Origin of the sequence: Mesorhizobium sp. CU3 (assembly GCF_006442965.1) — a bacterium.
Classification (GTDB): domain Bacteria; phylum Pseudomonadota; class Alphaproteobacteria; order Rhizobiales; family Rhizobiaceae; genus Mesorhizobium.
In genome coordinates, this window is record NZ_VFWX01000007.1 from 252335 (window position 1) to 264900 (window position 12566).

General features: G+C 59.5%; 11 protein-coding genes and 1 tRNA gene. 5 read left to right on the forward strand and 7 right to left on the reverse strand.

Annotated features, from left to right (window positions below):
- Nucleotides 1–84 precede the first annotated feature (84 nt).
- On the reverse strand, nucleotides 85–1314 hold the full coding sequence (locus FJ988_RS13515; protein ID WP_140818372.1) for a sugar ABC transporter substrate-binding protein: 1230 nt from the start codon (nucleotides 1312–1314) through the stop codon (nucleotides 85–87).
- Between the two features lie 173 nt (nucleotides 1315–1487).
- Here FJ988_RS13515 and FJ988_RS13520 point away from each other — a divergent pair, with 173 nt between their 5' ends.
- From FJ988_RS13520 to FJ988_RS13530, 3 genes are read left to right on the forward strand one after another with little or no spacing between them, the layout of a single operon-like run.
- Nucleotides 1488–2258 carry an SDR family NAD(P)-dependent oxidoreductase gene (locus FJ988_RS13520; protein ID WP_140818374.1) on the forward strand — a complete coding sequence of 257 codons (771 nt, stop codon included), beginning with the start codon at nucleotides 1488–1490 and terminating at the stop codon, nucleotides 2256–2258.
- A 2-nt stretch (nucleotides 2259–2260) separates the two neighbouring features.
- A complete protein-coding gene (locus tag FJ988_RS13525; RefSeq protein WP_140818376.1) occupies nucleotides 2261–3328 on the forward strand; it encodes an ABC transporter ATP-binding protein in 1068 nt (355 codons plus the stop codon).
- Nucleotides 3329–3338: 10 nt separating this feature from the next.
- Nucleotides 3339–4220 (forward strand): MurR/RpiR family transcriptional regulator, encoded by an 882-nt coding sequence (locus tag FJ988_RS13530; protein WP_140818378.1) that lies wholly within the window; start codon nucleotides 3339–3341, stop codon nucleotides 4218–4220.
- 423 nt (nucleotides 4221–4643) lie between these two features.
- Here FJ988_RS13530 and FJ988_RS13535 read toward each other — a convergent pair whose 3' ends face one another.
- Complete coding sequence (locus tag FJ988_RS13535) at nucleotides 4644–4967, reverse strand: DUF167 family protein (RefSeq protein ID WP_140818380.1); 324 nt, start codon at nucleotides 4965–4967, stop codon at nucleotides 4644–4646.
- Between the two features lie 12 nt (nucleotides 4968–4979).
- Nucleotides 4980–5270: a YggT family protein gene (locus FJ988_RS13540; RefSeq protein ID WP_140818382.1), complete on the reverse strand. Its 291-nt coding sequence runs from the start codon at nucleotides 5268–5270 to the stop codon at nucleotides 4980–4982.
- A 137-nt stretch (nucleotides 5271–5407) separates the two neighbouring features.
- Between FJ988_RS13540 and FJ988_RS13545 the strand changes: the two genes are divergently transcribed.
- Both FJ988_RS13545 and FJ988_RS13550 read left to right on the forward strand, forming a co-directional pair.
- Nucleotides 5408–5483 (forward strand) — tRNA-Ala (locus tag FJ988_RS13545).
- A 339-nt stretch (nucleotides 5484–5822) separates the two neighbouring features.
- Nucleotides 5823–9662, forward strand: a complete 3840-nt coding sequence (locus FJ988_RS13550) for an NACHT domain-containing NTPase (RefSeq protein ID WP_246688529.1) — start codon at nucleotides 5823–5825, stop codon at nucleotides 9660–9662.
- A gap of 131 nt (nucleotides 9663–9793) precedes the next feature.
- On the opposite strand, the gene FJ988_RS13555 is transcribed toward FJ988_RS13550, so the two are convergent.
- The 4 genes from FJ988_RS13555 to FJ988_RS13570 form a co-directional block, all read right to left on the reverse strand.
- A complete protein-coding gene (locus FJ988_RS13555) occupies nucleotides 9794–10660 on the reverse strand; it encodes a ParB/RepB/Spo0J family partition protein (RefSeq protein WP_181183520.1) in 867 nt (288 codons plus the stop codon).
- A 37-nt stretch (nucleotides 10661–10697) separates the two neighbouring features.
- Nucleotides 10698–11519 carry a hypothetical protein gene (locus FJ988_RS13560; RefSeq protein ID WP_140818388.1) on the reverse strand — a complete coding sequence of 274 codons (822 nt, stop codon included), beginning with the start codon at nucleotides 11517–11519 and terminating at the stop codon, nucleotides 10698–10700.
- 184 nt (nucleotides 11520–11703) lie between these two features.
- Nucleotides 11704–11886 (reverse strand): hypothetical protein, encoded by a 183-nt coding sequence (locus FJ988_RS13565; protein WP_140818390.1) that lies wholly within the window; start codon nucleotides 11884–11886, stop codon nucleotides 11704–11706.
- 37 nt (nucleotides 11887–11923) lie between these two features.
- On the reverse strand, nucleotides 11924–12514 hold the full coding sequence (locus FJ988_RS13570) for a recombinase family protein (protein ID WP_140818481.1): 591 nt from the start codon (nucleotides 12512–12514) through the stop codon (nucleotides 11924–11926).
- Nucleotides 12515–12566 lie beyond the last annotated feature (52 nt).

Sequence of the window (12566 nt, forward strand, 5' to 3'; positions counted from 1 at the left end):
AGGGAGAGGAAGGAGTCTGCTTCGGAAAGGTGTGGCGCGCCCCGACGGGGTGGGGCGCGCCACAGGGCGCAGGGAGAGACGCCCTTATTTCTTCTTCAGCACGGCGTTGGCCTTGTCGGCCGCCTCCTTCAGGCCGGCCTCGGGATCGCCGCCGAGATAGATTTTCTGCATGGCGTCCGAGGTGATCTGGGCGATCTCTTCCCAGCCGGGGATGACCGGCGCGAAGCGGGCGTCGGGCAGAAGCGCGGTGAAGGCGGCGAGGTCGGCGTTGTTGACGTAATAGTCCATCTTAGCCTCTTCCTTGTTCACCGGCAGGAAGCCTTCGCCTTGCGTGAACTTGGCGCGCTGCTCCTTGGTGAACAGGAAGTCGAGCAGCTTCCAGGCCTCGTCCTTGTTCTTGGAGTTCTTGAACATGATGATGGAGTCGGTCACGCCATAGGTCCCGCGCGCGCCGGTCGGGCCGGCGGGAATGGCGGCGACGCCGTATTTCAGGTTCGGCGCTTCTTCCTTGATCTGGTTGGACAGGAAGGGCGCGGTGATCATCATGCCGACCTTGCCCTGCTTGAACAGGTTCTGCACGTCCTCGCGATTGTTGGAGGTGACGCCGGGCTCGGTCAGGCCCTCGTCGATCATCGACTTGTAGAGCTTGGCGGCTTCGAGCGCGCCGGGCGTGCCGAGGCCGGAGGTGCCGTCCTTGTTGAGGATCTCGGTGCCCTGCGACCACATCGCGTAATAGTAATAGACGTCGGTCTCGATCTCCTTGCCCTGCAGGCCGAAGCCGAAGGCGCCGATCGCCTTGATCTTGCGGGCGTCTTCCTGCAGCTCGGTCCAGGTTGCCGGCGGCTTGGCGATGCCGGCCTTCTCGAACAGTTCCTTGTTGTAATACATGGCGCGCGCCGAGGCGGCGATCGGCAGGCCGTAGGTCTTGCCGTCCATGATCGAGGGCTGCAGGAAGGTGTCGATGAAGCGGTCCTTGAACTCGGGCTTGATGTAGCCGTCCAGTGGCTCGGCGACATCCTGCTGGACGAAATCGATCAGCCAGCGCGTGCCGATGATCGAGAGATCCGCATTGGTGCCGGCGGTGATGTCGGTGGTGAGCTTCTGCAACAGCACATCCCACGGCACCACTTCATATTTGATGGTGATGCCGGGATTGGCCGCCTCGAATTCCTTCTTCACCGCTTCGAAATAGGGGCCGGTCTTGGCGCTGTATTCGGCGACGGTGACGCGCACCTCGCCGGCGTCGGCAGGCGCGGCCAGCGCCAGCATGCTCATTCCGGCCAACAGGCCGACAGTCCATTTCGCAAGGCTCATCTGATTTCTCCCATTAATGCGCATTCGCGCCCGACCCTTCAGGGCTCAGGTTTTATGTGACTTTCCTACATTATCCATGATTTTACGCTACGCAAGCGGATTATCGTGTTGCTAAATTACATTTGGCTGGCTAGCCTGTTGGCTCAAAAATGAGGGGCTGAGGAGCAGGCCGCGTGGGTTCGACAGCCGAGTTGGAAGGCAAGACCGTGGTCGTAACCGGCGCCGGCGGCGGCCTGGGTTCTGCGATCGTGCAGCTCATGGCCGAGCGCGGCGCGCGCATCGTCGGCTGCGACCAGTCGGGGGAGGCGCTGGCCAGCCCTAGTATCGCTTCGCGCCACGTGTTCGACCTGCTCGACCGGGCCTCGATCGAGGCGGCGATCCCCGCGCTGCTCGACAAGGACGGCGTCCCCGACATCCTGATCAACAATGCCGGCTGGACACGCGCCGAGACCTTGCAGGCGCTGACGGCGGACAAGATCGAGCGGGAACTCGGCCTCAACCTGACGGGCGTGATGAGTTTTGCCGATCCGCTGATCAAGGCGATGGCCGGGCGCGGCTCGGGCAGCGTCGTCTTCATCTCCTCGGTCAACGCCATTTCGCATTTCGGCAACCCGGCCTATGCCGCCGCCAAGGCCGGCATCAATGCCTATGCCAAATCGGTCGCCGTCGAGCTCGGCCGCGCCGGGTTGCGCGCCAATGTCGTTTGCCCCGGCTCTATCCGCACCGCCGCCTGGGATCATCGCCTGGCCAGGGACCCGGAGGTCCTTGCCCGGCTCAAGCGGCTCTATCCGCTGGGACGCATCGTCAATGCGTCGGAAGTGGCGGAAGCCGTCGCGTTCCTTGCCTCCGACCGCGCATCCGGCATAACAGGGGCCGTGGTGCCGGTGGACGCCGGACTGACAGCCGGCTACCTGCCTTTCATCGACGACATATTGGGAGCGTGACCATGACCGACGTCCAGTTCCGCAACCTGTCGAAATCCTACGGCCAGCACAAAATCCTCGAGGACATCAACCTCGACATCCGGACCGGCGAGTTCGTCGTGCTCGTCGGGCCGTCCGGCTGCGGCAAGTCCACGCTTTTGCGCATGCTGGCCGGGCTGGAGACGATCACGTCCGGCGACCTCGTCATCGGCGGCACGCGCGCCAACGAGCTGCCGCCGCAGAAGCGCAACATCGCCATGGTGTTCCAATCCTACGCGCTGTTCCCGCATCTGAAGGCTTCGGAGAACATCGGCTTCGGCCCGAAGATCCGCGGCGAGGCCCGCGCGGCGATCGACGACAAGGTGAAGAAGGCGTCGGGCGTGCTCAACCTCTTCTCCTATCTCGACCGCTACCCGAGGCAATTGTCCGGCGGCCAGCGCCAGCGCGTCGCCATGGGCCGCGCCATCGTGCGCGAGCCATCGGTGTTCCTGTTCGACGAGCCGCTCTCCAATCTCGACGCGCAATTGCGCGTGCAGATGCGCACCGAGATCAAGGCGCTGCACCAGCGGCTGAAATCGACCATCGTCTATGTCACGCACGACCAGATCGAGGCGATGACCATGGCCGACCGCATCGTGGTGATGGACCGTGGCCGCATCCAGCAGGTCGGGCAGCCGCTGGAGCTCTATGACCGGCCGGCCAACAAATTCGTCGCCGGCTTCATCGGCTCGCCGTCGATGAGTTTTGTCTCGGGCGCGCTGAAAAGCACGGGCGGCAGTGCCTGGTTCGAGACCAAGGGCGGCGGCCGGCTGGCGCTTGCCGGCAAAGCCGCTGCCGGCAGCGATACGGTCGAGGCGGGCATCCGGCCCGAGCATTTCGTCATCGGCGTGGGCGACGAGGCTTTGGCCATCCAGGTCGACGTCGTCGAGCCGACTGGCTCGGAAACCCATGTCTATGGCTCGGTCGGCGGCGACACGGTGCGCGCGGTGTTCCGCGACCGGCTGCAGGTGAAGCCCGGCGACCGGCTGCCGGTCAGCGTCGATCCGCACAACATACACCTCTTCGACAAGGCGACGGGCCTGCCCCTTTGAAGGCTATGCGATGAAGACCCCGGCCGACATCATCACCCGCCTGCAATTGATGTCGCAGGACGGCACCAAGTCGGACCGACGGCTGGCCGGGCTGGTGCTTTCCGATCTCGATTTCGCCTCCAAGGCGGCGATCTCCGAGATTGCCGCGCGCGTCGGCGTCAGCGAGCCGACCGTCACCCGCTTCTGCCGCAATCTCGGCTGCGAGGGCCTGCGCGACTTCAAGTTCTATCTGGCGCAGGCGATCGCCATCGGCGGCCAGTATTTGTCGCCGGAGCCGCTCAGCCGCGACGCGCGCGAGCAGCGTATCGCGTCCGCCATCACCGAAGCGGCGATCGCCGCCATCAAGCGCGCCGGCGAGAACCTCGATATGAGCGTGCTGGTCAGCGTCGCCGCCCGCATCGCCAGCTCCGGCAACATATTGTGCATCGGCTCCGGCGGCATTTCCTCGATGCTGGCGATCGAGATGCAGAACCGGCTGTTCCGGCTCGGCCTGTCCACGCTCGCCCAGACCGACGGCCAGCTGCAGCGCATGTATGCCGCGGTGGCGACGCCGGAAACGACGCTGGTCGCCTTCTCCGTGTCTGGCTATGCGCGCTCGGTGATCGAGGCGGTCGAGGTGGCGCAGCAATATGGCGCGGCAACCGTCGCCATCACCGCGCCGGACTCCGCGCTGGCCAAAGTCGCCGACACGGTGATCCCGCTGCAGCCCTTCGAGGACGGCAACATCTACAAGCCGACCTCGTCGCGCTACGCGTTGCTCGCCATCCTCGACATGATCGCCACCACGGTGGCGGAATCGCGCGGGCCGAAAGTGCTGGAGAATTTGCGCCGCATCAAGCAGAGCGTGAACACGCTGAAGGTGGATGATCCGAAGCTGCCGCTGGGGGATTGAGCGATTGTAGCGCTTGCGCCGTCGACGTAGGCGATCCTTCGCGCCCTCCTCTGCCGCCACGTTATGCACACGTCTTTCTGTGACTGGTGTGACCGACCGGCCTGAGGCTTAATTGCCAGGTGGTTCCCCCAATCCGTCGCTGCTTCGCAGCGCCACCTTTCCCCCCTCCGGAGGGAAAGGAAGGAGCGTTGCCGGACACGCGTTGACGGCAGAAGGCTTGGCGCCTTTCCTCTACCCCGTCGATTGGGGGAGAGGTGGATCGGCGCGCAGCGCCGAGACGGAGTGGGGGTCGACCAGCGCTACGCAAGACGATGCATGCGCCAAGCTGCGATGCACGCTATCGCCAAAGACCAACCGCTTGGAAATGGTGCATGCCGTAGCCTCTGTCCGGCAGGACAGAGGGGGCGCTGTCCCGCCTGCGTCTCAAATTTTGAGTTGCTTGGAAAGTGCCTCGACGCTTTTCGCCAACGCCGCCGCATCGCCCACTATCCGCAGCGTCTTCAGCCGCGCTGTGCTGCCGGCAATCACCGATACAGCAGAACCCGGCACACCCAGAGCCTTGGCAACCATCCGCATAAGCGCCGCGTTGGCGGCGCCGTTTTCCGGCACGGCGCGCACGCGGGCCTTGAGATGGCTCATTCCATCGGCCGTCGTCTCGACGCCGTCGATCCGGTCGAATGCCGCTTTCGGCGTCAGCCGCACGTGAAGGTCGATGCCGCCGTCGCGCAGGCGAAACGGCTCACGCATCGATCAGCGGGCTCAGATAACCCAGGAAATCACCGTGGTCAGCAGGAACTGGCGAATGAAAAAGATGATCAAGAGCAGGATGATCGGCGAAATGTCGATACCGCCCAGATCGGGCATGAAGCGGCGTATCGGACGCAGCGCCGGCTCGGTCAGCCGATAGAGCATGTTGCTGACGGTGGCGACGAACTGGTTGCGCGAATTGACGACATTGAAGGCATAGAGCCAGGAAAAAATCGCCGAGGCGATGATGATCCACCAGTAGATATCAAGCGCCATGACGATGGTCTGAATGAGGGCGATCATGCCGGTCTCCAAATTGTCGCCGACATGTAGCCATTGCCCGCGGAACCGGCAAGGCCCGCCTGACTATCCGTGCGCGGGAGCCCCGTTTCGCCTTGACATCAAACGGCCGCGACCGATACAAGCCGATCCGCTGGAACGGGGCTGTAGCTCAGCTGGGAGAGCGCATCGTTCGCAATGATGAGGTCAGGGGTTCGATCCCCCTCAGCTCCACCACCAGCGGCGCCATTGTTAAATACCATAGCGAAAACAAATAGTTACGGACGTCGTCTATTGCGATGGGGCCCCAATCGCGTACCCAACCTGAGTACCCAGAGATAAGAAGGAGTTGCGACCGTATATATCCCTCGGGTTCTCATCTCAGGTGACAAGACCCTCACTGAAGAGCAGCTACTTCAGGACGGGAGGGTTTTCGTCGTCCTCGCTGAGCCCGGGGCAGGGAAAACGGAACTCCTCAAGACGCTGGCCGGTCTCCTCCAGACAACTCCAATAAAGGCCAGTATTTTCCGCAACCGAGCGCACAAGTTGGGTTCCGGCGCTCTCGTCGTTGATGCGATGGACGAGGTTGCACGGATCGACAGCGTCGCCACCGATCAGATCATCGCTCAGGCAAGTGATACCTCAACCGCCACGGTGATTTTCGCCAGCCGGTCAGGCGAATGGGATCGGGGCCGCACTGCCTACGTAAAGCACTGCTTTGGCATTGAGCCTGTCGTGGTGCGCCTGGAGCCGTTCACTGAAGCCGAGCAACGGCAGCTCTTCTCGAACTTCTTTCCTGATGAGACCTTTGATGCGTTTGTCGAGGAAGTGCACAAGTTCGGGCTCGCTCCTCTCTTGGGTAATCCGCAGTTCCTTCAACTGCTGGGGGCTGCGTACCTAGAAAGCGGTCGCGTTTTCACGTCCAGGGCAAAGATTTTCGCAGACGCAGTTAAGCGTTTAGCCCACGAGGCGAACTCTGAGCTGCCACGTCAAAAAGCGAAGCCACCGACTGCAGAGATTGTGGAATATGGCGGTGAGGTTCTGGCGAAGCTCTTGCTCTCCGGAGCGACTGGTATTGCGACGGTTGAGCAGCTGAGCGATGACGATTTCCCATTCATCAACAGCCTCAGCAGCAACGCCCCGCTGTCGGCCTTCCTCGTTGACACAGGCTTGCTGAAGCCCTCGGATGATCCCAATAAACACGAGCCGATCCACAGGATTGTCGCTGAGTACTGCGCCGCCGGATATCTTGTACGGCGAATAGAAGACCCGGCGGATCGACTCTCGCTAGGACGGGTAATGGCCATCATCGCGCCGAACGGGGTGACGCGTGACGAACTCCGGGGAATGCTAGGATGGATGGCAGCTCTTGGACGTGAACCACTTCAATTGGCTGCTATCCAGCTTGATCCTTATGCAGTTCTCGCGAACGGCGACCCCAGTCAACTCACCGCAAAAGCCAAGCAGATGCTGCTAACCGGCCTAGACCGGCTGGCCGACGCCGATCCCATGTTCCGGCGCAGTGATTTTTGGCGCCGCTTCAACGTAGGGCATTTCTTTAGCATCGATATTTTGGACCAGTTGCGCGTGATCCTCGGTAAGGCGGGCACTCTGCGCAACTTGGTACTTGAATTGCTGATCGGTACAGACGCTGCCACAGCCCTCGTTCCGGAAATCACCGCAATCTTAAGAAGCTCCACGGTTGATGCCGACACTCGCAAACTTTCTCAGGAGGCCTTGCTATCAATACGTGATTACAAACTAGCAGATGACTTTACCCTCCTTTTGGCCGAGGGATCAGCTGATGCTCTAGAAATGGCTGCAAGAGGCGTAGTGAAGCTCGGGGTAGCTGCAGTTGGCGCCCAAGAGGTTGGCGCTCTTCTGGACAAACTAAGCAGTTTATATCCCAATTCCGATGACCGTAGACACCATGTGTCTCACTATTTTATTGAACGGCTAATTCGCTCCTTCGATCTGGCTGACGTCATCGCATTCCTAGACCACTTATCTCCCAAGGTTGTATGCACCTGTTCTCCAACACATGATTATCGGTGCACGTGCCGACACGGGAAGAGCAAGATCATTGGTCACTTGCTAGATCGATATTTTGAACTTTCCACATACCCACACGAGCCTGCGCGTGTTTGGTCGTGGGTCAAGGCACTTCACTTTAGGAACCGAGCAAGCGAGGAGCGGAGCGCGTCGGTCAAACATCTAGGCGCCAATCACGACCTGAGGAGGTCGATACAGCAATTGGCGATGCAGGGCGCGAGGGGAAAAGACGCCGCGCATGAGGCCGTCACCAAGCTTTTTCTCAGCCACAGCCATTCCGGTCTTGTGCTACATGCGGGAGATCGAGAGGCGTTGAGCCAGTTTGCGGTTGAACAGGGTCTCGTAGACGTATGGGCGGAACTCTTGATCGCTCATGACATCTGGAGTGAAGCAAAGGGGCCTAATCCCGCCCGTGCCGCCCAGAGAAGCCAAAGCAAAACAGGACCTGAGTTTCTGGCCGCTTGGGCACTCAGGGAAAAATCCCGACGCCAATATGCCGAGCGAAGCTTCAAGATCCACCGGTCTCGCGGCAAGCGATATGCTGCCCGCGAAGCTGCCGTGGAAGAGAATAATCGCGCGCACCTACGAGAGAATTTAGCCCAGATCGAAGGTGGGCAGCATTGGTGGTGGCTAAAAAGATTTGCCCAAGCCTATCTCTTCGCGACCGACGAATTGAACCATCTTATCGACGATCCCGAAACCCCAAAGCGCGCGTTGCGCAACTGCTTTCCGCTACTCGACCCCCATGTTCCTACAGTTCAGGCTCTTGGCCTGCGTACCAGAGTTGATATCGCACAAGTGCTTCTTGCTGCCTGTATCGTCCGCTTTCGAGACGGTGATCGTCTTGGCGGCATCGATGCCCGTATTTTGGCGGCTGCTAAGACAGAGGCATCTTCGTATCCCGCATTTGAAGATGGTGAAGAAGCGGCATTTGAAGCCGCGCTGGATGACGCGCTGTTTGGGGAGCCAAACTCTGCGGAGACATTCGCTAGAGACTACCTGGAACAGCAGCTTACTGCGACCGAAGAGGTTCCGGTGAGCACTTCTTGGCTCAATCACAAATCCGCGTTTCAGCACCTGAGGGCGACGTTGCCGCTCGAATGGCTGGAGCGATTTCCCAACATGCCGATTGAGGCAGTTAGGTCTCTCTTCGGCATGGCTGCCAAATTTGGGGATAGGGAGCAGTTTTTGGCGTTGATTGATCGACGCCTTGCTGATCCAGCCATTGATAGTGGCGAAAACACGGAAGCAGACAACCGGGCAAGATCTCGCAGCCGTTTCTGGAAGCTGAACGCCTTCCTCTATCACACCCCGGGCGGCACTGCAGCATGGCAGGATCTCCGAACGGATCCGAAGACGATCTTTGCCCTGGAGCACCGGCTGGGACGCTTTTACTCAGATGAGTACGATGATTACCCTCCGGTAACCGCTGAGATGATTTTCCAGATCCTCGATGCTTATGTCGAAGTCTGGCCAAAGGTGAATCTACCTAATACCTGGGGATCGAGCGACCCAGAGGAGGAGACCGCCTATCGGTTTCTCCGTGAATGCATTTGGAAAATCGCCGAAGACACCCCGGACCGTCGAATCCCTGTGCTAGATGTAATGATGGCCGACCCCCGTTTTGCCGATTTTCGCGACACCTTGCTCACGTTGCGTGTCGAGGCAAGCCGCAAGTTGGCGTTGCAGGATTTCCGTGCGCCCCTTCCCACGGAAGTCAGCAAAATGCTCGACGAAAATGAAGTTGCGTCGGTCGAGGATCTGCGCGCATTGATGGTCGAGGAACTTGGCAACTTGCAGAAGTGGCTCGACGGCTCAGATACTGATCCTATCGAACAGTTTTTTTCGGGTGGAAAGCGGGTCGACGAGAATACTGCGCGCAATCGGATTGTGGATCGACTACAGGGTCGAATGACCGCGCTCGGTCTTTCAATTGTCATCGAACGCCATATGTCTGGTGGCAATCGATGTGACATTACCGCTTCATCCACCGTTCCTAGCGCCCATCGTCTCCTAGTTACGGAAGTAAAGGGGCAGTGGAACACTGAACTATACACCGCTGCATCTGCTCAGCTTGACCAACGCTACGCCATCCACCCGGATGCAGCCAAACAAGGCATCTATCTCGCACTTTGGTATGGCAACGGTGAGAAAGTTGCTGGACGCGTTGATCCGACAATCACGACCGCCGAGGAATTGAAGGAAAAGATCATTTCGTTCATGCCCGAGGAATTACGGAGCAGGGTCGACGTTGTGGTGCTTGATTTGTCGCGACGGCCACAAACGCCCAAACCTTCCAAAACCTCAAAGCCCGCCCGCCGGGCCTCGCCGGTCAAGGGCAAGCGCAAGCCGAAGCCAACTTAACCTATACTGAGTGCAATTGGTCGCAGCAGAGAGCTGTCGAACCGCAGGCCCGAGATCGTCGCGTCAGGTCCTAAGTCGAATACACTCGGGCGAGCTAGCCTATGCAAAATGCACAAGTATGGATGCATAGCTTAGTAGTCATCGAAGCATTCTTCCGTTTCGAGGATCTTGCGGAAGTCTGCTAGGACGTCGGCCCAAGCTGCTGTCTCCAGCAACCTCGCTGGGAGCCTTTCGTCCAACATCAGCAGCGCCAAGGCAAATCCTTCGGGGTCCTTGTGTGGCCGATCCTTGAGGGCCCTTGCTATGCTCTGTGCATAACCCCGGGCTCGCCTTGCGGCTTCAGCGCCGTGATCGACCTCGGGCTTTTCCTCTCCTTTGGATACAAGTTGCGCCTCTGTCCAGTTCATTTCCAGCAGTCGATCCGAAGTCATGCCTTTCCCGAGCAATGCCCGTTTGACCCGCCTCATGTTTGCCACGGAGCCGTCGGCGACCGCGCACTCCAGTGCGATATGGCTCTTGGAGTAATCCGTTCGGGCTGTGAGCCTCCAAGCGGCATTCATCTTATCCTGGAGGCTCATAGGCATCTTGTTCTTGGAGTTCAACGAGACCGACTTCGAGAAGGCCTCTTCGATGCTACCCCTGAAGACGCGAACCGGGATATTCCCGACAACACCCGCCCGCTTGTACGCAAGTCTCCTGTGGTGGCCGTCGAGAATGAACCAGCCTGCTCCACCCCACCACACCGTGATCGGTTCCAAGTGTCTCGGCTTCTCAGGTTTCCCAATGGCCTTTGCAAGGGTGTCGATGTGAGCCTCGTGTTCACCATCCCGATAGTCCAAGTTCCTTGGCTGAAAGATGCTCTCGATAGTTTGTAGCTCCTTCAGGCTGAGAACTTCAGGGTCTTGAGAACTCGTCGGGTTAATAACAAGGGCTTTTTCCAGTGCCTCCAGTGCTTCTCCCGCGTCGAGGTCGTCAATGTCAAAGGTTGCTGAAGCCAACTTCGGGTTTCCTTCGGTGCTGATAGGGGGCCGGAGCTCAGGCGGTTTGGGTTCTCTGCTGGGCGAGTTTCACCGAGTCCAGAAGCGTCACAAAGCCTTCGCGCCAACGCGATTTTACCGGCTGATCCCACAGGGGAACCCCAAGGTGCAAGGCCTTCTTTGACGCAGCAACGGCGTCCTCGCCAAGCAGCCTTTGAACAGCGCCTGAGACCTTCTTCCGGAGCTTTTGCGTGTGGGACGACCAGACCGTCGGGTGCCTTGGACCCTTTGGCGTGTATAGGATCGTCGATGTGTCCTTCGTCATAATGGGCATGGTCCACTTGCGGCTCGGGGTTCCCCTCTGGGTTGCCCAACTCCCCACTTGGGTCTCGATGAACCTCTCGCGAAATTCAGGAAGACCGTCGAAGTGCAAAAGGGCCCATCCCTCGACGGCAGCCGCACGAATAAACCAGTCTCGAAAGTCACTGCCATTCTTCGCGACTGTGGCCTTGACGATCTCCGCGCGGCCCCTCTGGGTGATCCGACGGTGCAGGCTGCCGGGCGATACTGCCCAACTTTCTGGACGCTTGAACCTCCTCGACTGGTAGCAAAGCTCCTGCTCGATCTGACTGCGTAGCTGCGGGGGACACCCTTTGGCCAACCACCGCTCTATCGCCTGGGAAAACGTGTGAAGCTCTTCCGCCGGTGGAATTGTCGCGATCGGGTCACCAACGTCGCGAATTCGATCCGCGTGGATGCGGCAAAAGCGGCTAAGTCCGGCTCGATGATGGTGGCAGCCTTGGAGGCTGCAGGTGAGGGCTTGGTTGCGGTGCTTCCTGAGGGCCGTAACGCTCTTGCGGTCACTACGCTCCTTGGTCATCCAGGTAGTGGGGTTTCCCCGTTGGTTAGACATTTCATTCTCTGGGTATAGGTCGAGCGTGTGGAAGTAGCACTGGCTCCACACGGGTAAGGAAGACGCGAGCTTTGGGGTTATCTCGCTTGATTATTTTAGCACAAACGCCACGAGAGCGAAACAGGAATAGTGCGCCTTCAGAAGAATTTAGCTACTTTTTTGATTGTTGTTGGTATGCAACTCCCTTGGCAGCATTTTTATCTACGCCAACGGCCCTCGTTGCATCCGATGCCCCCAGCGGCGACCCTATCGCGCCCAATGCTCTTCTTTCGAGTGCTTCCAGCTTCAGCCACTGCTTGCGGGTGAGTGGCTTCTTCTCGGCCTTCTTTCCCATTCCTCGTCTCTCCTCTTGCTGGTCCCTGCGCATCCCGTCAAACGCTCCGAAGGATACGGAAGACGCTGGATCGGCTCACGTTTAGCTCATGCACGATGGCATCGGCAGTCTTGCCCTCGGCCTTGAGCCGCAGCACATCCGCAGCCTTCCTTCTAGCGGTGGGCGCTCTTCCCTTGTACTTGCCATCCGCCTTGGCCTTGGCGATGCCCTCGCGTTGCCGCTCAAGCATGAGATCGCGCTCGAACTCCGCGATACCGCCCAACATGGTCAGCATCAACTTGCCGGTGGGTGTGCTTGTGTCCATCTGCATCGAGAGGATGCGCAGGGTCACGCCTTTCGTCCTAAGCCTTTCGGTAATCCCTAGGAGATCAGCGGTTGATCGAGCGAGGCGATCTGGCTTGGTGACAACGAGAGTGTCGCCCTCGCGTAGATAGTCTAGAGCGGCCTCCAATTGGGGCCGTGCGATAGCCACTGAGGACAGTTGCTCGCTGAAGACCTTGATGCATCCTGCGGCCTTAAGATCACGCTGCTGGGCCTCAAGCCCTGCGTCTTGATCGACGGTCGAGGTACGAGCGTAGCCGATGGTAGGTGAAGTCACTTGAAGCCCCCGTGGTGTCAATGAATTCATAGACCCTGTGAACCAAGCAGTGCCAAAAGTCAACAACCATCCTAGTGAGACG

Excerpts from the sequence above, each read along its gene's own strand:
- FJ988_RS13515 (WP_140818372.1), bottom strand. The coding sequence starts at position 1,314 with ATGAGCCTTGCGAAATGGACTGTCGGCCTGTTGGCCGGAATGAGCATG.
- FJ988_RS13525 (WP_140818376.1), top strand. The coding sequence starts at position 2,261 with ATGACCGACGTCCAGTTCCGCAACCTGTCGAAATCCTACGGCCAGCAC.
- FJ988_RS13530 (WP_140818378.1), top strand. The coding sequence starts at position 3,339 with ATGAAGACCCCGGCCGACATCATCACCCGCCTGCAATTGATGTCGCAG.
- FJ988_RS13535 (WP_140818380.1), bottom strand. The coding sequence starts at position 4,967 with ATGCGTGAGCCGTTTCGCCTGCGCGACGGCGGCATCGACCTTCACGTG.
- FJ988_RS13540 (WP_140818382.1), bottom strand. The coding sequence starts at position 5,270 with ATGATCGCCCTCATTCAGACCATCGTCATGGCGCTTGATATCTACTGG.
- FJ988_RS13550 (WP_246688529.1), top strand. The coding sequence starts at position 5,823 with ATGGACGAGGTTGCACGGATCGACAGCGTCGCCACCGATCAGATCATC.
- FJ988_RS13560 (WP_140818388.1), bottom strand. The coding sequence starts at position 11,519 with ATGACCAAGGAGCGTAGTGACCGCAAGAGCGTTACGGCCCTCAGGAAG.
- FJ988_RS13565 (WP_140818390.1), bottom strand. The coding sequence starts at position 11,886 with ATGGGAAAGAAGGCCGAGAAGAAGCCACTCACCCGCAAGCAGTGGCTG.
- FJ988_RS13570 (WP_140818481.1), bottom strand. The coding sequence starts at position 12,514 with ATGAATTCATTGACACCACGGGGGCTTCAAGTGACTTCACCTACCATC.